The following is an 18,484-nucleotide window of genomic DNA, read 5'->3' as shown; positions in this document are numbered from 1 at the left end:
ATATAGAAGCAACTATAGAGTTTATGGAGAAAATTGATGACCCACAACATCGCGCGCGGGTGGAAGAGATTTTTGGCTGGATTACTGAGGAATTTCCTAATTTACAACTAGAAATAAAGTGGAATCAGCCTATGTTTACAGACCATGGGACCTATATCATTGGCTTTTCTACAGCGAAGCAGCATTTAAGCGTTTCACCAGAGGAATTTGGTATGGATCACTTTGCAGAAGATATTGCTCAAGCCGGATACAGTGCTACCAAGGGTCTGTTTCGCATTAAGTGGAATGAGCCCGTCAATTACGAGCTGCTAGAGAAAATGATTGCCTTTAACATCATCGATAAGGCAGAATGTACAACGTTTTGGCGGAAGTAAGATGTAGAATCTAAGTGTAGAAAGTTGGGCCTCCACAATTAGAGGAGCCAACTTTTTTTATTTATCCCAAATTATAAAACTTTATATTTATGAGCCTCGTCTAATTGTCGAAATGGAGGGGAGTATGTGGAAGAAATAATGAGTCCTTTAGTAACAGCAGTCAATCACGAAGAATTGATTGATGAACTAATGCGTACATATGGTCAGGAAATTCAACAGCTTGTTTATTCTTATGTTCATAATGAAACAATTGCTGAGGATTTGACGCAAGAAATATTTGTGAAATGTTTTAAATCATTAGACTCCTTTAAAGGAAAATCCTCCATCAAAACATGGCTTTGGAGAATCGCCATTAATCATTCCAAGGATTACTTGAAAAGCTGGTATAGCAGGAGTGTGAAGGCTGCAGATGATTTTAGTTATATTGCCAATGAAAGTAGCGATAGTATCGAGCAAACAATTATTCAGCAAGATGAGGATGTACAGCTTGCTTATGCTGTCATGCAGTTGCCTATTAAATATCGTGAGGTAATCTATTTATTTTACTACGAGGAATGCTCGATTAAAGAAATTGCAGCTGTACTCGAAGTAAATCAAAATACGATAAAATCTCGATTGCGTAAAGGGAAGTCGGTATTAAAAGAACGATTGGAGGGGTCCAGATGGAAGAACGATTAAAAGGGTTGAAAAAAGCAATGAACACGCATACATTTCGTCAAGTGAAATTTACAGATGAACATCGTCAAAAAGTAAACCAACAAATTGAAGAAATAGATCTTTCAGGGATTATATTTCCTTTATTGACTCAATCGAAAACTGGATTTGAATTAACACAGCTTCTGCATGTTAGGGGGATTAAAAGCATTCTCAATAATGAAGGTGCAATCTATACAACATTGCATGAAGAAGAGTTGCAAGGAATGTTGGAGTCTTACTGGTCCGATGAGGGTGAAAAGCATTATACATTAACTAAAAAAGGACTGAAGGTATTACAAAAGCAACAGCTTGCAAAAAGACGTGAAAATTCTTTAAAGCAATTATTCAATGAGGTGACGCCAAATGAAAATTAGTTACTTTCTGGAAAAGGTATCAGCTCAAATGCACTCTAAGGAAGCAAAGGAATACGTGAAAAGTGAGTTAAGCCAACATATGCAACAATCCAAACAATCCTGGGTAAAAAGAGGATATAGTGAAGTTGAAGCCGAGAAAAAGGCTGTAAAAGAAATGGGTAGTCCATTAACACTTGGGAAATCTCTAAATAAGCTACATAAACCCAAAATAGACTGGATGCTTGTTATCTTGTTAAGTGTTACTCTACTACTCAGTTTTTTACCTATACTGGCACTGGATAAAGGAATGTATTTGGAAATCACAAACTTCACTTTACCAACCATGTTACAAAATAAAACGATTTCTATAATCATTGGCTTTAGTATAGCAATAGGGTTCATGTTTATTGATTATCGAAAACTAAAGAGATACGGTTATTTGTTTTACGGTGTGGGGGTAGGACTGTTAATTGCAATTTCTCAATTTGCGAATAAGATTATAAACGGAGAGTCAATAATTTCTTTAGGGATTATTGATGTCCAGGCATGGGTGGCAATCCCGTTCTTATTAATGGCCTGGGCATCCTTTTTTAGTAATTCAGCCTTTAAATTATGGAAAGGTATAGCCCTATATGTATTTTCAATTTACTTTTTACTTTTTATTCCGAGTTTATCTATGATTTTTATCTATTCGGTCTTTGTGGCTGTTTTATTCCTGAAAAGTCGTTTTTCTCTTAAAGAGAAAATATGTACAGTGGGAGCAGTTATTCTAATTGTAATTGGAGTAGTATTTTACCATATTATAGCTTTTAGAAATGGTAGTCTTGCCAATTATCAGATCAGTAGAATATTGGGTTTTATAAGCCCGAACAAGTATGCTGATGAAAGCGGCTATATCTATGTAACTTTAGAAAATGCCATGAAAAGTGCAGGTTTATTTGGAGCAGAAAATTTGATGAATCTCCCTGATCCGCATACAAATCTTGTCCTTGGAAACATAATTCAAACATATGGTTTTTTAGCTGGAATAGTTTTATTTGCTATATTATCAATATTTCTCATAAGGTTTTGGTTGATATCAAGGGCTATCAAAGACCCTTTTGGAAAATTACTCACTATTGGAGGCGTAACGCTATTTGCTACCCAATTCCTTTATAGTGTAGCCATGAATTTTGGGTTAGTCCCTGTTAGCACAATGTCCTTGCCATTTATGAGCTATGGCATTATGCCGACTGTGTTAAATGCGTTTATCGTTGGGATAGTATTAAGCGTATATAGAAGAAAACATTTTATCCCCTTAAAAGAGGATTATCAGGCAAGTTAATCTAAATAAATAATAGTAACGCTAATCGGACAAAGACCGATTGGCGTTTTTTTGGAAGGAGGGTAATTATGAGACAAATCATAGCGATGGGCGGAGGAGGCTTCTCTATGGAACCCGACAATCTAGCCCTAGATGAGTATATTTTGAAGCAGGTAAACAAAGAGATTCCAAAGGTTTGTTTTGTTCCGACGGCTGGAGGAGATCAGGACAATTATATTGAGAGATTTTACAGAGCATTTCATAGCTTAAATTGTGAAACAAACCATTTATCTTTATTTGATGCAAACTTTGAGAAGCTTGAAGAATTTGTATTTGAACAGGATATCATTTATGTTGGTGGCGGGAGCACTAGAAATATGCTTGTGCTATGGAAGGAATGGGGCTTAGATGATATTTTGAGAAGGGCATATGAAAAAGGAATCGTTCTTGCTGGTTTAAGTGCAGGCTCAATTTGTTGGTTTGAGGAAGGCTTAACAGACCCATTGAATGGACCTTTATATAAAATAGATTGCTTGGGATTGTTAAAAGGGAGCAATTGCCCACATTACGATGGGGAAAATAAGCGCAGGCCATCCTATCAGCAATTAATCTTAGCCGATGAAATAAAAGCAGGCTATGGAGTGGATGATGGAGTAGCGTTACATTTTATCGATGAAGCTTTAACAAAAACAGTTAGCTCAAGACCAGAAGCAAGGGCATATTATGTGAAACATGAGGGCAGTGAAGTTGTAGAAAGTGAAATTACACCAATCTATTTAGGTGGGAATGGATAAGGTTAAATCTGTAATGTGAGATTTCTGAAATTTTAGTTTATAAAAATAGCTATATATGATATAGTGAAAAACAATTACATAACGTGTAAGAATAGGTGCTTATGAGAATAAGCTTAAAAGGGAAGCTTGGTGCAAATCCAACACTGTCCCGCAACTGTAATTCGGAGCGAATCTGTTAGCCACTGTGAAAACGGGAAGGCATGAGGAGCGTTGATGATAAGTCAGGAGACCTGCCTAATTCTAGTACACACCCAATGCCTACGTGGAAATAGGTGGTGTTCTGTGCGAAATAATCGTAAATTTCTTTTACGCTTTTTTAGTCATGCATAGATAAATCCGAAGCTATTTCTGAACATAGAAATAGCTTTTTTCTTTTGGGTTATGTAGAAAAAAGGAGGCGTATATATGAATGTCGTAAGTACAGTAGTTGGTTACCCTTATATAGGTGAAAACCGTGAATGGAAAAGGATTGTTGAAGGATTTTGGAAAAAAGAACTAACAGAGCAACAATTTGAACAGCAGATGAAAGCAATACGTTTGGAGCATATCCAGCGCCAGCAAGCTTTAGGCTTAGATTTAATACCTATCGGTGATTTTACCTATTACGATCGTATGCTTGATCTAGCGATGATGTTTAATATTATTCCAAACCGCTATAATAACTTGCTAGAAAAAGAATCTGCACTCACTTGTTATTATGCAATGGCAAGAGGAACAGAACAGGCTGTAGCTTGTGAAATGACTAAATGGTTTAATACCAATTATCACTATATTGTGCCTGAGTATGAAGGCCAGCATTTATATGTAACCGAAAATAGATTGTTAGCTTACTTTTTAGAGGCAAAAGAAGAGCTAGGCCTTCTAACAAAACCGACTTTAATTGGACCCTATACCTTTGTTGATTTATCAAAGGGATATGATGAGAAAACACGTGCAGCGTTTATATTAGCTCTCATTCCTCTTTATGCTCAGGTTTTAAAAGAGCTGGTAGACGCTGGAGCGGAGTGGATTCAACTAGAGGAGCCCTCACTAACGAAGAGTCTGTCATCTAAGGAAGCGCGGTTAGTAGAAGAAATCTATAAACAACTAACAGAGGCAGTCCCAGAGGCAAACATAATGCTGCAAACTTATTTTGAAGCGTTGACAAACTATGAAAATCTTATTCAATTGCCTGTTGCAGGGATTGGTCTTGACTTTGTTCATGGAAAAAAAGAAAACCTGGAGGCGCTTCGAAAATCAGGCTTCCCGAAAGACAAAGTATTAAATATCGGTATAGTAAATGGTCGAGATATTTGGTCTGCCAATTTAGCTGAAGTGGCAAGTGATGTCCAAGCCATCCTTAATTTAAGTAATGCTAACGATTTATGGGTTAGTAGTTCTTGTAGTTTGCAGCATGTACCTGTTACAACGGCTAATGAGCGAAAGCTGGATTCCGTTTTACTTAACGCCCTATCATTTGCCGATGAAAAGATAAACGAAATCGTTCATGTCGCACATTTCTTGAGCACTCAGCACTGGGCAAAAGAGGGGATTGTATCAGAAAGTATGGAATGCATTAGAGCCCTTGCTACACATCCGGTTAGAAACAATGCTCGTGTAAATGATTTAGTTAAATCAATTTCAAATCAGGATTTCGTAAGGTTAGAAAGCTTTGAAGAACGCCGTGAAATTCAAAAAACAGCATTAGGATTGCCTGATTTTCCAACGACGACAATTGGTAGTTTTCCGCAATCACCAGCAGTAAAGAAAACACGTGCAGCCTGGCGGAAAAATGAGCTTACAAATGAGGAATATGCAGCCTTTATAAAAGAGGAAACTGCGCGTTGGATTGCTATTCAGGAAGAAATCGGTCTAGATGTATTAGTCCATGGAGAATTTGAGAGAACAGATATGGTCGAGTATTTTGGGGAGCAGCTAACTGGATTCGCCTTTACTGAAAAAGCCTGGGTAGTTTCCTACGGGTCACGCTGTGTGAAGCCACCAATTATTTATGGGGATGTTGAGTGGTCAGAGGCAATGACCGTGAAGGAAGTAGTGGATGCTCAAAGCCTAACGTCTAAATATGTAAAAGGGATGTTAACGGGACCTGTTACGATTTTGAATTGGTCATTTGTTCGAAATGATATTCCTCGAGAAGCAGTTGCTAACCAAATTGCGCTAGCGCTACGCAAAGAAGTAGAGGCCTTGGAACAAGCGGGCATTCAAATTATTCAGGTAGATGAGCCAGCCCTGCGTGAAGGCCTGCCACTTCGAAGAGAAGATTGGTCAACTTATTTAGAGTGGGCGGTTAATGCGTTTAAACTGGCAACATCCAGTGTGAAAAATGAAACCCAGATTCATACACATATGTGCTATTGCGAGTTCAACGATTTTTTAGATCCGATTCGAGCTCTTGATGCAGATGTGATTTCATTGGAAACATCAAGAAGTCATGGAGAATTGATTGCCTCACTAAAAGAAAATCCATACGAGCTAGGAATAGGTCTAGGTGTTTATGATATTCACAGTCCACGTATACCTCAGGTTGAAGAGATGGAAACTATTTTAAAGGAAAGTCTGGAAGTCTTATCGAAGGAGCAGTTTTGGGTAAACCCTGATTGTGGTCTGAAAACTAGACAGGAATCGGAAACAATAGCGGCACTAAAAAGAATGGTTCAAGCAGCAAAACTACTACGAGATAGTTCTCGGAAAACGTTGGTAAACTAATCTAGGAGCTAAAATTCATGTCAATCCAAGCAATTCGGTATTATGAGGAAAAATTTAAAGAGTATATTATGAGCTCATTAGTAGTTGAACAATTTAGCTCCGTAAATCAATTACTGGAAGATTTAATAAACGAAAACCCAGAAGATCACAAAATCATCCATTATGCATATATCAATGTAAAAAAAGAATTAACAGGTTTTATAGAGGATAGTGGTAACGGGGAGGATTTATGCGAACAATCCAAGCACATTTAATTTTACCGCCAGATACAAATCACCATGGCACTATTTTTGGTGGTAAAGTACTTGCTTATATAGATGAGGTAGCGGCAATTACGTCTATGAAGTATTCAGGTGGCAATACAGTCACGGTATCCATCGACTCTGTGGATTTTCTATCTCCAGCTAGAGTAGGCGATATTTTGGAATTGGAAGGAACTGTCGTTTATACAGGTAAAACTTCTCTTACTGTATTTGTTAGAGTTACTGCTTTTCAAGTAGAAACCGGGGAAAGCACTTTAACAACCGAATCCTTTGTCACAATGGTGGCTGTTGATGAAGGCGGAAAACCTCGGGAGGTTCCACAGATTGTAATAGAAACAGAGGAACAAAGACTTCTTTACGAACAAGTAAAGCTTCGCCGAGAGCTAAAAGGGAAATAAAAGGGCATTAACTGTTTTAGCAAAAAGCGAATATAGAATCACTAGTAGAGCCAACATTAACTATAGGTTGGCTCTGTTTTTAATCAGCGATCAAGCCATGTCTCACAGCATACGCAGCAAGCTGAACACGGTTATCAAGCTGAAGTTTCTCGAGCAAATTTTTTATATGGTTTTTCACTGTATTCTCGGCTATGAAAAACGCTTGTGCAATTTGTTTGTTCGTGTCCCCGTTTGCTACCTTTGAAAGAATCTCACACTCTCTCGGCGTCAAAGTATTAGGGCTGGGTTCATCATCATAGCTACTGCCCGTGCGAAATCGATACAATAATCGACTGGCAATCTCTCGTGAAATTTCTGTTTGATTCCCTAGAAGTGCATGAAGATACTCAATCCAGTCATCAGGCTCCATATTTTTTAATAGATACCCCTGTGCACCAAACTGTATTGCTGTAAATAAGTCCTTTACATCATCAGATACCGTTAACATAACAACGTGGATTTGAGGATACGATAAGCGAATTTTCCTTACTGCTTCAAGTCCGTTCAATCTAGGCATATTGATATCTAATAGAAGTAAATCAGGCTGAAGCTCCCCACATAGCTCATAGGCCTCCAGTCCATCTGTCGCTTCGCCTACGATCGAAAATGATTCGTCAGCTTCCAGTACACTTCGAATTCCTTCCCTTGCTAGAGGATGGTCGTCCGCGATTATTAAACGATAGCACTCCATAATTATCACTCCTTTTTTACAATTATTTCCGTCCCATATGGGTGTCTATTTCTAATTTCAAGTACTCCACCAAGCTGCTTTGTGCGTTCTTCCATCATTGATAGACCGTATTGCTTGTTGGATTTCTTAGAGAAATTAATGCCACGACCATCATCAGAAATCTTTAATTGCCATCCATCTTTCATCTCCTCAATAATTACCTTCGCTTTTGAAGCATCTGCATGCTTTCGGATATTGGCAAAGGCTTCTTGAATAATGGCGAAGATTTGGATTTCCTCCTTGGTGGTAAAGAATCCTTGAGGAATTTGTATAGCTTCCTCTACCTCAACACCAGTCAACGAGCTCCATTCAGCTAGCCATTTATTTATCCTGGAATTTAGAGAATCATCAATTTCAGGCTCTGATCGCAAATTGAAAATTGCTTGGCGTACATGATTATCAATAGTGGAAAGGGCACGAGATGCAGCTTCTGTATCCCCTTTTTTTAGCTTGATATTCATAAAGAAAATAGATTGAGCAATCCCATCGTGAAGCTCTCGAGCCAGTCTTTCCCGTTCCTCATATACGGCACGTTTGGATTGTTCGTTAGCAAGTTTGTCATTCATGGCTTTAATCGTCCGGAACATCCAGATTGAAAATAACAGGGAGAGCACAAAGGTAAGAATCGTGATATATAAATTTCCGGTTTCCATTGATAGTGAATGTAGAAGGAAATCATGACGAATATATTCAAACCCACCAATTAACAAAGTAGGCAAAAGCACGCAAAGAAATTGTAAAAGGCGATAAGACAAGTGGGTTCTCTCCTTAATAAATATATCTCTTATAAGTATAACTAAAATGCCATTGTTTCTAATAGCCCATGTGAGCTATTTCAAAAAAAGAGCAGGGAATTTACAATAAGCATGAAAACAAGTCTAAAGGATTTTTCAAAATATATGGTTTATGGAGGTTTTTAACATGAAGAAAATATTCATTGCAGCGTTTTTATTTATATTTGCATCCACAACAAATGCATTTGCACATACGCACTTAGCTGGCTCAACACCAGAGAATGGGGAAGTCGTAACTGAGGAGCTTAGTGAAATTACTTTAACTTTTGAAGGCAAGATCGAACAAAGCAGCTCCTTTAAGTTAAGTGATAGTGAAGGGCAGGAAATTCCGATTGAAACGATTTCTATAAATGAAGAAATCATGACAGGAACTCTAGCAGCTCCATTAGAAAACGGGGAATACGTTGTTAATTCAAGCATTATTGGAGCAGATGGTCACCTGATAGAAGAAGAAATCTCTTTTACAGTAAATCTCGCTGAAACAGCAACATCCACAGAAGCAACTAACGACACTCAACAATCAGAGCAGGATACTACTGAAGAAGTAGAGCAAAATAGTGACCAAGCTGCTTCTGAAACAGTAGCAGAGGAAACGGAGAGCAATGAAGAATCATCAACATTCATTCCGGTTATCATCATTGTTTTATTGGTAGTAGTTATTGGGGCTTTCTTAATGATGAGAAGAAAGAAATAATAAGTTAAGCGAAACTTCTTTTAGATATAAAAAATCCCCATAAAGGGGACTGTGCAGTATTATTGTTTCCTTTTTAAATCCTGCAAATGGGGAGGAAGCTCAAAGGTCTTTTGGTGTTTAAATTGTTCAAGGGTAACATCAGATGGCGTAATCTTATAGGTAAGTTGATCTCTTCCTACAGGGTTGTGTGCACCCAGAACTGGAGTAATTTCAATCGTTACTGAAAAGATATATCCCCTATAATGGTTTGTTCTTTCCATTTTTAATATTTTAATTTCATATGGATATACCATAGGACACTCGATAAGTGAATCTGAATAGTATTTGCAAACTTCGTCTTGTACAGTCGGCAATAATAGTGAAAAAAACAAGTCCATCACAAGCTCCTCATCAGATTCCTTTGCAGGCTGATAATAACCTGATTTGGCAGATGTTAATAACGGAGACATAAACAGCAGCATTAAAAGAGCGGGAATTATAATAAATTTTTTCATTTTCATTCCACCTTTTAATGTTTAATTTGTTCACAAACGCTTAAACTATCTCAAGTAAATATTTCATGATGACATAAAAAAACGCATTTTACCTAATAACCGTAAAATGCGTTTTGCTTTTAGACCTTCGTTAAATCCAACATCATTTCAAGCTCATGGTGAGAAAGCTTATAAGATAGCGCTGTTGATGTATTCACTCCTTTATCGAACAAGATTTCTTCAACTAATACATTTGCCCGGATCAGGGGGGCAAATTTTTTGATTAAATTCTCGCATTCCTGGCTGCAGTCAATGTGAAGCGTAATATATTTCTCGATAGGGTAATTTAGTCTCTTACGATTATCCTGGATAAAGCGGATAAAATCGCGGATATGCCCCTCGGCAATTAGCTCTTCATTCAATGCTGTATAGAGCAGCACCTTTAACGATCCATCCTTAGCCAATTCATACCCGTCTTTTAACTGGGATTCAGTTAAAATATGCTCCTTAGTTAGTACAACACATTGTTCAGCTACATTCAGTTCTAGTAGGCCATCAGCTAGTAGCTTTTGTTTTTCAAGCTCTGTTAGGCTTTCAACAGACATTTTCACTTCGTTTACTTGCTTCCCAAATGCAGCTCCTGCAGTTTTAAAGTTTAGCTTCAGGTGAACTTCCTCCAGCCCATCTAAATTAGTTACCCAGCGAACATTCTTTACATTTAGCTCTTCCTGAATGATATTTTGATACTGTACTAAAGAGGTGTTTGAGCAAATAACCATTTCATAAAGAGGCTGTTTTACTTTTAGACTTTTGGCATTTCTTATACTTCGACCTAGCTCAACAATTTTCAGTACCGACTGCATCTCTTCTTCCAAGGTAGTATCAATCAGCACTTCTTTCGCCTTTGGATAGTCCTGTAAATGAACACTACCTCCATGTAACTGCTGGTAGATATCCTCTGAAATAAAAGGTGTGAAGGGGGCTAATAATTTGCAGACCTCACTTAGAATCTTATGCAGTGTATTGAAAGCGGCACGTTTGTCTTCCGAAAAGCCAGATGCCCAAAAGCGCTGCCTACTTCTTCGTACATACCAGTTACTAACGTCATCGACTAAATTAGCAATTTCGCGACTGGCCTGTGTTAGCTGATAATCATTCATAAAGCTAGTGACTTTATCGATTGTACTATGCAGTCTTGAAAGTACCCATGCATCCAGCTGAGTTGGTTGACCAGCTTGTTGTGAATCAAATGTAAATCCATCTATTGAGGCGTATAGCTCATAAAAATTGAATGTATTTTCGAGTGTATCAAGTAATTTGGATTTTGCTTCTTGCACAATTTTCGTGGAGAAGCGTTTTGGATTCCAGGGTGAGCTATCAACCAATAAGGAAAAGCGTAAAGCATCTGCACCAAAGGTTTGCATAAGTTCAAGGGGGTCTAATGCATTCCCTTTACTTTTGGACATTTTTTGCCCGTGCTCATCTAAAACATGACCTAAGGATAAGACATTTTTATACGGCGCCTTACCCGTGTAAAGAGTTGAAACAGCAAGCAAGCTATAGAAAAATCCTCTGGTTTGATCGATTCCCTCAATAACGACATCAGCAGGAAACTGTTTTTGGAAAGTTTCTTGCTTAAATGGATAATGATGCTGAGCGAATGGCATGGAGCCGCTGTCGAACCAGACATCAATAACTTCAGGTGTTCGCTGCATCTCGTCATGACATTTTGGACAAGTACATGTGACATCATCGATATAAGGCTTGTGAAGCTCAAGGCTTTCAGGAAGGGGCTTCGCTGCACGCATTCTTAATTCTTCAATACTAGCTGGTACAAATTCGTGATTACAGGAATTGCAAATCCAAACGTTTAATGGCGTACCCCAATAACGATTACGGCTAATATTCCAATCCACAACGTTTTCAAGGAAATTGCCAAAACGGCCATCTTTAATATGCGCGGGATACCAGGTTACGGTCTCGTTATTTTCAAGCAATTGTTTTTTTAGTGATGACATCTTGATAAACCAGCTATCTGTCGCGTAGTAGAGCAGAGGAGAATCACATCGCCAGCAGTGCGGGTAGCTATGTGTGTATTTCTCCTTATGGAAAAGGCAATTTGATGTAGCTAATAATTTAATGATTTCTACATCACACTCCTTCACAAATTTCCCTGCTAGCTCTGTAACTTCCTTCGTGTATCGACCTTGCTGGTTTACGACATTTACAAAGGAAAGTCCATTTTGCTGAATAGTCCTGTAATCATCTTCCCCATAAGCAGGTGCGATATGGACAATTCCCGTACCACTCGTTTCAGTAACATAATCAGCCATGACAACGAAATGCCCTTTTTCAACCGTTACATAGTCGAAAGGAGGGTGGTAGGCGAATCCTTCAAATTCTGTTCCCTTATGTTCACTGATCACAGCTGCCTGTGAGCCGAGAACTGTTGATAAAAGAGATTTTGCAACGATATAGATTTCTCCCTGAAATTCAGCCTTTACATAAGTGAGGCTAGGATTCATAGCGAGCGCCACATTTGCCGGTAATGTCCAAGGTGTTGTCGTCCATCCTAGGAAGAATTCATCTGCGTCTACGAGCTTGAATTTCACTGTGGCCGATAAATCCTTCACGTCTTTATAGCCTTGAGCAACTTCATGCGAGCTTAAAGAAGTTTGGCAGCTCGGGCAATACGGTGAAACGCGGTGTCCCTTATAAAGCAATTGATCCTGATGAACCTTGCTAAGAATATTCCAGACACTTTCGATATACTCATTACTTAGTGTGAGATAGGGATTGTCAAGGTCCACCCAATAAGCGAGCTCCTCCGTAAAGGAACGCCAAATCTTTTCATAGGTGAATACACTCCCCTTACATTTTTCGATAAAGTGGGAAATGCCATATCGTTCGATTTCCTGTTTGCCAGAAATGCCAAGCTGTTTTTCAACACCTAATTCAACAGGCAAGCCATGAGTATCCCAGCCTGCTTTTCGTTCAACTAAATAACCCTGCATGGTTTTGTAGCGGGCCACCACATCCTTAACCGTTCTCCCTAAAGCGTGACCAACATGGGGTAAGCCATTGGCAGTCGGCGGTCCCTCGTAAAATACAAAGGGTGTATTTTCTTTACGGTTTTGAATGGACTTCTCAAAAATCTTCTCTTTTTCCCAAAACTGTCGAATTCTTTGTTCTCGGTCTTGCAGCGATTCTTTACCCATAAAAGTCATTCCTCCTATACATTTTGTATAAAAGGCATACAAAAAACCCCGTCCCAAGTAAGGGACGGGGTTAACCGCGATACCACCCTAATTCTATTGAAGCCGGTCCAATAGCACTTAGCAACGTACAATCATACGTGTTCTTTTTAACGGTAGACACCCGGGCTCGCTTACTGATTTCAGCTAACCTTCTCAGAGAGGATTTTCATGCTACACTTGAACACTGACTTTCACCAAAATGTCAGCTCTCTGGGGAACAAGACGAAACACTACTCTTTCTCATCAACGAATTTGTATGCTTTTATTGAAACATATTGTATGCAAGTAATTGAATTTTGTCAATATTAAATTAATTTTATTTTGAGGAGATTGCGGGGGGATTTGTGGCAGGATTGCGGCGAAATAGCTTGGGCTCGGCGAGGATTGTGAGATTCGGTATCACGAAGAGGCGGTGTGACGAGTGGTATTGCTACAGGATGGTGGGGGAAATACTTCAGAAGGTAGTAAAGTGGGGGGAGATTACGACGATTGGACGAGGAAGTAGCTCGAAGGTTGTAGCAAAGCGAGCGGTATTGCGACGATGGAGAAGGGAGAACGCGGTGGAAGGTAGCAAAGAGGGTGAGATTGCGACGATGGGGCAGAGGAACCGCAATGGAAGGTAGCAAAGCGAGCGAGATTGCGCCGATGAGGCAGAGGAAACGCGGTGGAAGGTAGCAAAGAGGGTGGTATTGCGCCGATGGGGCAGAGGAACCGCGGCGGAAGGTAGCAAAGCGAGCGGTATTGCGACGACGAGGCAGGGGAACAGCGGCGGAAGGTAGCAAAGCGAGTGGTATTGCGACGATAGAGAAGGGAGAACGCGGTGGAAGGTAGCAAAGCGAGCGAGATTGCGCCGATGAGGCAGAGGAAACGCGGTGGAAGGTAGCAAAGAGGGTGGTATTGCGCCGATGGGGCAGAGGAACCGCAATGGAAGGTAGCAAAGCGAGTGGTATTGCGACGATTAGGCAGAGGAACCGCAAAGGAAGGTAGCAAAGTGAGCGGTATTGCGACGATGCGGCAGAGAAACCGCGCTCAAAGGTAGCAAAGTGAGCGGTATTACGACGATACAGCAACGCTACTACAAGTCATAAGTCAAATGAAAGTCAAAAAAATCAAACAAATAAAGCAAAATGAAGTTCATCCACCAAATGAAAACCTCCCCACCCAGAAGCCATCTTAAAAGTGGTATTCATTCCAAGAGTAAACGCTAAAAATATCTTACATACGGAAAATTCACGAGATTTCACGTCGCCAACACGCGATCGACTATAACGCAATAAGTTCATTAAAAAACGACACGTCAAATATCGTTTCCCTCCTGGATATTTATGTTAAAATTATCTATAAAATTTACGAGATTAGGGTGATGATTGTGAGGGATATACAGGCTTTTTTAAGTAGCTTTCAACGAGAGATGAATTGGGAAATTTCAGATGAAAATTATAGAGATTCCAAGGATTCAATTTTACATAACTATATGCTCCTAACTACAGAGGTCAGTGAGGTAGCTGAAGAGTTTAGAGGTATTTTCAATAAAACATACAAACTAGTAAATGATGAAGGAATGCATGAAAATGAGGCATTCAAAATAGCGAAAGACCTTCATAAGGAGGATATCGGTAAAGAGCTTTCGGATTGCATCGCATATTTACTGAAGTTCGCAAACTACCTGGATATTGATTTAGAAGATAGCTTCTATAAAAAAATGGACGAAATCAAAGCGAGAGTAAACAAAGATCATAGCTAGTCTATTGGGGAATGAAAAATTCCTCAATTATAGGTGGCTATTCCTAGTACATCAACTGTTACAAAGGAGAAGGGAGGTAGCTTTTACATGATTAAATCAGTGGTTTTTGATTTAGATGGCACTCTATTAAACAGAGATGCCTCTGTACAAAAATTTATAGAATACCAATATGAACGTTTAATACAATGGGTTGGTCATATTCCGAAAGAAAAATACATATCAAGATTTATTGAGCTGGATTGCCGAGGATATGTTTGGAAGGATAAAGTGTACCGACAGATGGTTGATGAATTTGAAATAATCGAAGTATCTTGGGAGAAGTTACTTCATGATTATTTAACTGAGTTCCACCATTGTTGTATCCCCTTTGGAAATTTAATAAGTATATTAGAAAGCTTAAAGGCTCATTCCATTAGGCTAGGTATGATAACAAATGGAAAAGGGCAGTTTCAAATGGATAACATAAAAGCTTTAGGGATAGAACATTATTTTGAAACAATTCTTATTTCAGAATGGGAAGGCATGAAAAAACCAAATCCCGAAATTTTTCTAAAAGCACTCAACCAAATAAATGTGGCACCTCACGAAACTATTTTCGTAGGTGATCATCCAGAGAATGATGTTAGGGCTTCAAAATCTGCAGGCATGGTAAGTGTATGGAAAAAAGATAAGCAATGGAACCAGAATCAGGTGAATGCTGATTTTATCATTGATGATTTGAAAGAACTGATATTAATTATTGAAGAGATAAATAGAGAAAAAAACTAGACGGAGGTAAAAAATGAGCATAAGAAATTCAGCAAAAGCAATTATTGTACAGGATAATAAACTGCTAGCTATTAAGAAAGAAGATAAAGATGGCTACTATTATATCTTACCAGGTGGTGGACAGGTGCATGGTGAAAATCTTCATGAAACATTAAAAAGAGAGTGCATTGAAGAAATAAATGCAGAAGTAGAAATAGGTGACCTACTCTTTTTAAGAGAATACATTGGGAAAAATCATGAGCATTTCGAATTTGATTCAAAGGTTCATCAGACTGAATATATGTTTTTATGTAGTCTGAGTGAAAAAAGCAATGATATCGGTAATGGAATTGTCCCAGATGAAGGACAAATTGGAGTGGAATGGTTACCTTTAAAAGAACTATTAAACTTTAGACTATATCCTCAGACTATGCGAAAGTACATTATTGAGCATATGGAGGGAAAAATCTTTCCTGTTTATTTAGGGGATATTAATTAAAAAGTGACTTACTTATAGTTAATGAAATTTCATAAAGGGGGACATTAAATGTTTATCGTAAATGTTGAAGGTGCAATTTATAGGGATGGAAATTGGCTATTAATTGAGCGTAGTAAGAAAGAAGAGCATGCAGGGGGAACACTTTCTTTGGTAGGCGGAAAGGTCGAAAAAGAAGGAGATTCAACTGATATCTTAGAAAGAACTCTTGAGCGTGAAATATTTGAAGAGGTGGGCATAAAGGTAAAAAATCTTGAATATGTAAATAGCACTTCTTTTGTGACTGATACAGGACTGCATGTAGTAGATGTAGTTTTTCTTTGTGAATATGAAACTGGTGAAGCCTTTGCAAAAAGTACTGAAGAGGTTGATGGAGTCATTTGGATGAGCACTAATCAAATATTATCTCATCCTGAAGTCCCGGATTATTTAAAAAGAAATCTTGAGCTTGCTCGGAAAGTCCTGAGTAAACGGATTTAGATTATTTCAAGTAAGGAGGGCTTCTATGAAAAGAATTGCAATAATCGGTTCAGGTGGTGCTGGTAAGTCGACTTTAGCAAGAAAGCTTGGGAAGCTCTTGAAGATTGAGGTTTTTCATTTGGATGCGTTGTTCTGGAAACCAGGCTGGGTGGGGGCTTCTAGAGAAGAGCAAAAAATGGTGCAAAGTGAATTAGTAGAAAATGAATATTGGATTTTTGATGGCAATTATGGTGGTACAATGGACATACGTTTAAACAAAGCCGATACTGTTATTTTTCTAGATTTCCCTCGAACACTTTGTGCGTATCGCATCATTAAAAGGAGATTCCAGTATCGAAATAAGACGCGACCTGATATGGGAGAAGGGTGCGATGAAAGACTAGATCTTGAATTCTTAAAGTGGGTCTGGAATTTTCCCAAAACAAAAAGGCTTGAGATATTGAGAAAGTTAGAATCATTTTCAAGTAATAAAGAGATTATTATCTTAACTTCCCCAAAAGAAATAAAAAGATTTTTACATACTATTGAAACAGCCGGAAATTTGAACGGCTGATGGTTTGATTATCCTTCTAATAGAATAGGTTATACCATTTATATTTATATTTATATTTATATTCTAGACTAAGCCATAAGACAAAAAGAAAGCAGCAACTATATGTGAATTAGTGATTGAAATAGCATGGGAGTGTACATTTCCCATGCTATTTTTTCATTTTAAAAGCAGTTTTACTTCCGCATAAAGTATTTCAATGCCCCGTTTTAGCTCAGCCTCGGAGCTATAGGCAAAGGAGAGGCGGATATGATGAGCGTCATTTGGTGCATAAATATAGCCGGGGTTAATAAGTACTTTTTTCTTGAGCAAGCGCATAAATAGCTCGGTCGTTACAAGAGGCTTATGGAATTTTAACCAAATATAAAATCCGCCCTTAGGTGATTCCCAAGAAGCAAGATTACTAAAATGCTGTTTTAGTAATTTCTCCGTATACGCTGCCCGCTTTTTAAGCTCAGCTTTTAAGTGGCCAATATGTTCTTCATATTTCCCTGTACGTAGCCAGTATTCGACGATTTGCTGTGAAATCGCACTTGAGCCATAATCCATTTGCATTTTTATATCAGCTAATCGTTTAATGACTGCTTTAGAAGCAATCACCCAACCAATTCGTAACCCAGGACTCAATGTTTTTGAAACGCTGCCAATGTATAGGACTTGTCCTGTCTGATCAAAGGATTTTATAGCTGGGGTAGGATTATCAAAAAGTAATTCAAAGTAAACATCATCTTCTATCATGGGTAATTGAAGTGCTTCGCTTAAATTATATAATCTTTTTTTCTCTTTTAAAGTCATACTTACACCAGTTGGGTTATGAAGACTAGGTATAGTATATAAAATGGCTTGGCGCTTTTTACGAATCCGTTCGATTGCTTCGGTAGTAAATTGGCTGTCAGTTAAAGAATAGAGATTCATGCCAAAGGATTGAAAGGTGTGAATCGAATTTAAATAAGAGAATTGATTTTGAAAAACGAATGATCCTGTTTCGAGTAACCCAAGAGCAATTAGCTGTAGTGCTTGAAGCCCTCCTGAGACAATACAAATGTTTTCAGGTGTTGTCTCAATACCACGCCTTTTAACGTATTGGCAAATCGACTGACGCAAACTAAGGCTTCCTTGGGGGGATGAATAGCCAATCGACTTCCCATCCAAATTCACCTCGCTAAGAGAGTTCTGTAGCTCAGCGGTAGGCAATAGAGAAGGACTTAGCTCACCTGTACCTAATCGTATTACGGTGTCATCTTGTTCAAATTCATTTATTAATTGAATGGTTTGGTAGTTTGCTTTGTGGATGCTAGTTTCTATGTAGTGCTGCCAATTTGTTTGTTTTTGCTTCACGAGTAAATTCCAGGAATCATTCGCTACATAAGTAGCCGAGCCAGCCTTAGAAGATAGAAGTCCATTAGCCTTCAGCTCGTCAATTGCTTCTTGAAGTGTACTGCGATTAACACCAAAAGATAGTGCGAGCTGGCGTTGGGGAGGTAATTTAGTTCCAAGTGGCCACTCACCGCTTTGTATTTGTTCTGTTATCCATTGAACGATTTGATTTGATAAGCTGGTTGCTAAGGAGCGATTTGGTTGCCAGTTCATTTG

The 18,484-nt window shown here is 38.6% G+C and carries 19 protein-coding genes, 1 riboswitch and 1 other annotated feature; of the genes, 14 read left to right on the top strand and 5 right to left on the bottom strand.

The genetic code is table 11. The features are described 5' to 3' along the window. The first annotated feature begins 23 nt into the window (after positions 1-23). From LG296_RS18285 to LG296_RS18250, 8 genes are all read left to right on the top strand, one after another. Positions 24-374 carry an iron chaperone gene (locus LG296_RS18285; RefSeq protein WP_285842544.1) on the top strand — a complete coding sequence of 117 codons (351 nt, stop codon included), beginning with the start codon at positions 24-26 and terminating at the stop codon, positions 372-374. Positions 375-500: 126 nt separating this feature from the next. Then, positions 501-1,052 carry a sigma-70 family RNA polymerase sigma factor gene (locus tag LG296_RS18280; protein ID WP_404427244.1) on the top strand — a complete coding sequence of 184 codons (552 nt, stop codon included), beginning with the start codon at positions 501-503 and terminating at the stop codon, positions 1,050-1,052. Further along, entirely contained in the window at positions 1,037-1,444 is a 408-nt protein-coding gene (locus tag LG296_RS18275) for a helix-turn-helix transcriptional regulator (RefSeq protein WP_107937739.1), read from the top strand. Before LG296_RS18280 ends, LG296_RS18275 begins: the two co-directional genes overlap by 16 nt. Then, a complete protein-coding gene (locus tag LG296_RS18270; RefSeq protein ID WP_107937737.1) occupies positions 1,434-2,747 on the top strand; it encodes an FtsW/RodA/SpoVE family cell cycle protein in 1,314 nt (437 codons plus the stop codon). The genes LG296_RS18275 and LG296_RS18270 overlap by 11 nt, the downstream gene beginning before the upstream one ends. Positions 2,748-2,815: 68 nt before the next feature. Then, positions 2,816-3,520, top strand: a complete 705-nt coding sequence (locus LG296_RS18265; RefSeq protein ID WP_107937735.1) for a peptidase E — start codon at positions 2,816-2,818, stop codon at positions 3,518-3,520. Positions 3,521-3,596: 76 nt separating this feature from the next. Next, a riboswitch (cobalamin riboswitch) is annotated at positions 3,597-3,773 on the top strand. Positions 3,774-3,925: 152 nt separating this feature from the next. Beyond that, positions 3,926-6,226 carry a 5-methyltetrahydropteroyltriglutamate--homocysteine S-methyltransferase gene (metE, locus tag LG296_RS18260; RefSeq protein WP_107937733.1) on the top strand — a complete coding sequence of 767 codons (2,301 nt, stop codon included), beginning with the start codon at positions 3,926-3,928 and terminating at the stop codon, positions 6,224-6,226. A gap of 17 nt (positions 6,227-6,243) precedes the next feature. Continuing rightward, on the top strand, positions 6,244-6,480 hold the full coding sequence (locus LG296_RS18255; RefSeq protein ID WP_107937731.1) for a hypothetical protein: 237 nt from the start codon (positions 6,244-6,246) through the stop codon (positions 6,478-6,480). Further along, entirely contained in the window at positions 6,456-6,887 is a 432-nt protein-coding gene (locus tag LG296_RS18250) for an acyl-CoA thioesterase (protein ID WP_107937729.1), read from the top strand. The genes LG296_RS18255 and LG296_RS18250 overlap by 25 nt, the downstream gene beginning before the upstream one ends. A 79-nt stretch (positions 6,888-6,966) precedes the next feature. On the opposite strand, the gene LG296_RS18245 is transcribed toward LG296_RS18250, so the two are convergent. Both LG296_RS18245 and LG296_RS18240 read right to left on the bottom strand, forming a co-directional pair. After that, positions 6,967-7,617: a response regulator transcription factor gene (locus LG296_RS18245; RefSeq protein ID WP_107937727.1), complete on the bottom strand. Its 651-nt coding sequence runs from the start codon at positions 7,615-7,617 to the stop codon at positions 6,967-6,969. A 5-nt stretch (positions 7,618-7,622) separates the two neighbouring features. Continuing rightward, positions 7,623-8,411 carry a sensor histidine kinase gene (locus LG296_RS18240; protein ID WP_107937725.1) on the bottom strand — a complete coding sequence of 263 codons (789 nt, stop codon included), beginning with the start codon at positions 8,409-8,411 and terminating at the stop codon, positions 7,623-7,625. A 166-nt stretch (positions 8,412-8,577) separates the two neighbouring features. Here LG296_RS18240 and LG296_RS18235 point away from each other — a divergent pair, with 166 nt between their 5' ends. After that, the gene (locus LG296_RS18235) at positions 8,578-9,144 is read left to right on the top strand and encodes a copper resistance CopC family protein (RefSeq protein WP_181418005.1); all 567 of its coding nucleotides are present in this window, start codon (positions 8,578-8,580) and stop codon (positions 9,142-9,144) included. A 59-nt stretch (positions 9,145-9,203) separates the two neighbouring features. Here the strand turns inward: LG296_RS18235 and LG296_RS18230 are convergent, their stop codons facing one another. Together LG296_RS18230 and ileS are read right to left on the bottom strand one after the other, a co-directional pair. Next, positions 9,204-9,638, bottom strand: coding sequence for a DUF3888 domain-containing protein (locus LG296_RS18230; RefSeq protein WP_181418004.1), 435 nt, complete (start codon positions 9,636-9,638; stop codon positions 9,204-9,206). Between the two features lie 119 nt (positions 9,639-9,757). Then, positions 9,758-12,835 (bottom strand): isoleucine--tRNA ligase, encoded by a 3,078-nt coding sequence (gene ileS / locus LG296_RS18225; RefSeq protein ID WP_235867616.1) that lies wholly within the window; start codon positions 12,833-12,835, stop codon positions 9,758-9,760. A gap of 57 nt (positions 12,836-12,892) precedes the next feature. Then, positions 12,893-13,130 (bottom strand) — a binding site (T-box leader). A gap of 1,155 nt (positions 13,131-14,285) precedes the next feature. On the opposite strand from ileS, the gene LG296_RS18220 reads away from it, so the two are divergent. The 5 genes from LG296_RS18220 to LG296_RS18200 all read left to right on the top strand — a co-directional run bounded on the left by LG296_RS18220 (position 14,286) and on the right by LG296_RS18200 (position 16,894). After that, positions 14,286-14,618, top strand: a complete 333-nt coding sequence (locus LG296_RS18220; RefSeq protein ID WP_235867615.1) for a MazG nucleotide pyrophosphohydrolase domain-containing protein — start codon at positions 14,286-14,288, stop codon at positions 14,616-14,618. Positions 14,619-14,705: 87 nt separating this feature from the next. Then, a complete protein-coding gene (locus LG296_RS18215) occupies positions 14,706-15,386 on the top strand; it encodes an HAD family hydrolase (protein ID WP_107934671.1) in 681 nt (226 codons plus the stop codon). A gap of 13 nt (positions 15,387-15,399) precedes the next feature. Beyond that, on the top strand, positions 15,400-15,864 hold the full coding sequence (locus LG296_RS18210) for an NUDIX domain-containing protein (RefSeq protein WP_107934672.1): 465 nt from the start codon (positions 15,400-15,402) through the stop codon (positions 15,862-15,864). Between the two features lie 48 nt (positions 15,865-15,912). Next, positions 15,913-16,341 (top strand): NUDIX domain-containing protein, encoded by a 429-nt coding sequence (locus tag LG296_RS18205; protein ID WP_107934673.1) that lies wholly within the window; start codon positions 15,913-15,915, stop codon positions 16,339-16,341. A gap of 25 nt (positions 16,342-16,366) precedes the next feature. After that, the gene (locus LG296_RS18200) at positions 16,367-16,894 is read left to right on the top strand and encodes a DNA topology modulation protein (RefSeq protein WP_107934674.1); all 528 of its coding nucleotides are present in this window, start codon (positions 16,367-16,369) and stop codon (positions 16,892-16,894) included. A gap of 156 nt (positions 16,895-17,050) precedes the next feature. Here the strand turns inward: LG296_RS18200 and LG296_RS18195 are convergent, their stop codons facing one another. Then, positions 17,051-18,481: a PLP-dependent aminotransferase family protein gene (locus LG296_RS18195; protein WP_107934675.1), complete on the bottom strand. Its 1,431-nt coding sequence runs from the start codon at positions 18,479-18,481 to the stop codon at positions 17,051-17,053. Positions 18,482-18,484 lie beyond the last annotated feature (3 nt).

This window comes from Ureibacillus chungkukjangi (genome assembly GCF_044795995.1).
Classification (GTDB): domain Bacteria; phylum Bacillota; class Bacilli; order Bacillales_A; family Planococcaceae; genus Ureibacillus; species Ureibacillus chungkukjangi.
This window is presented reverse-complemented; position numbering and strand designations above follow the sequence as displayed.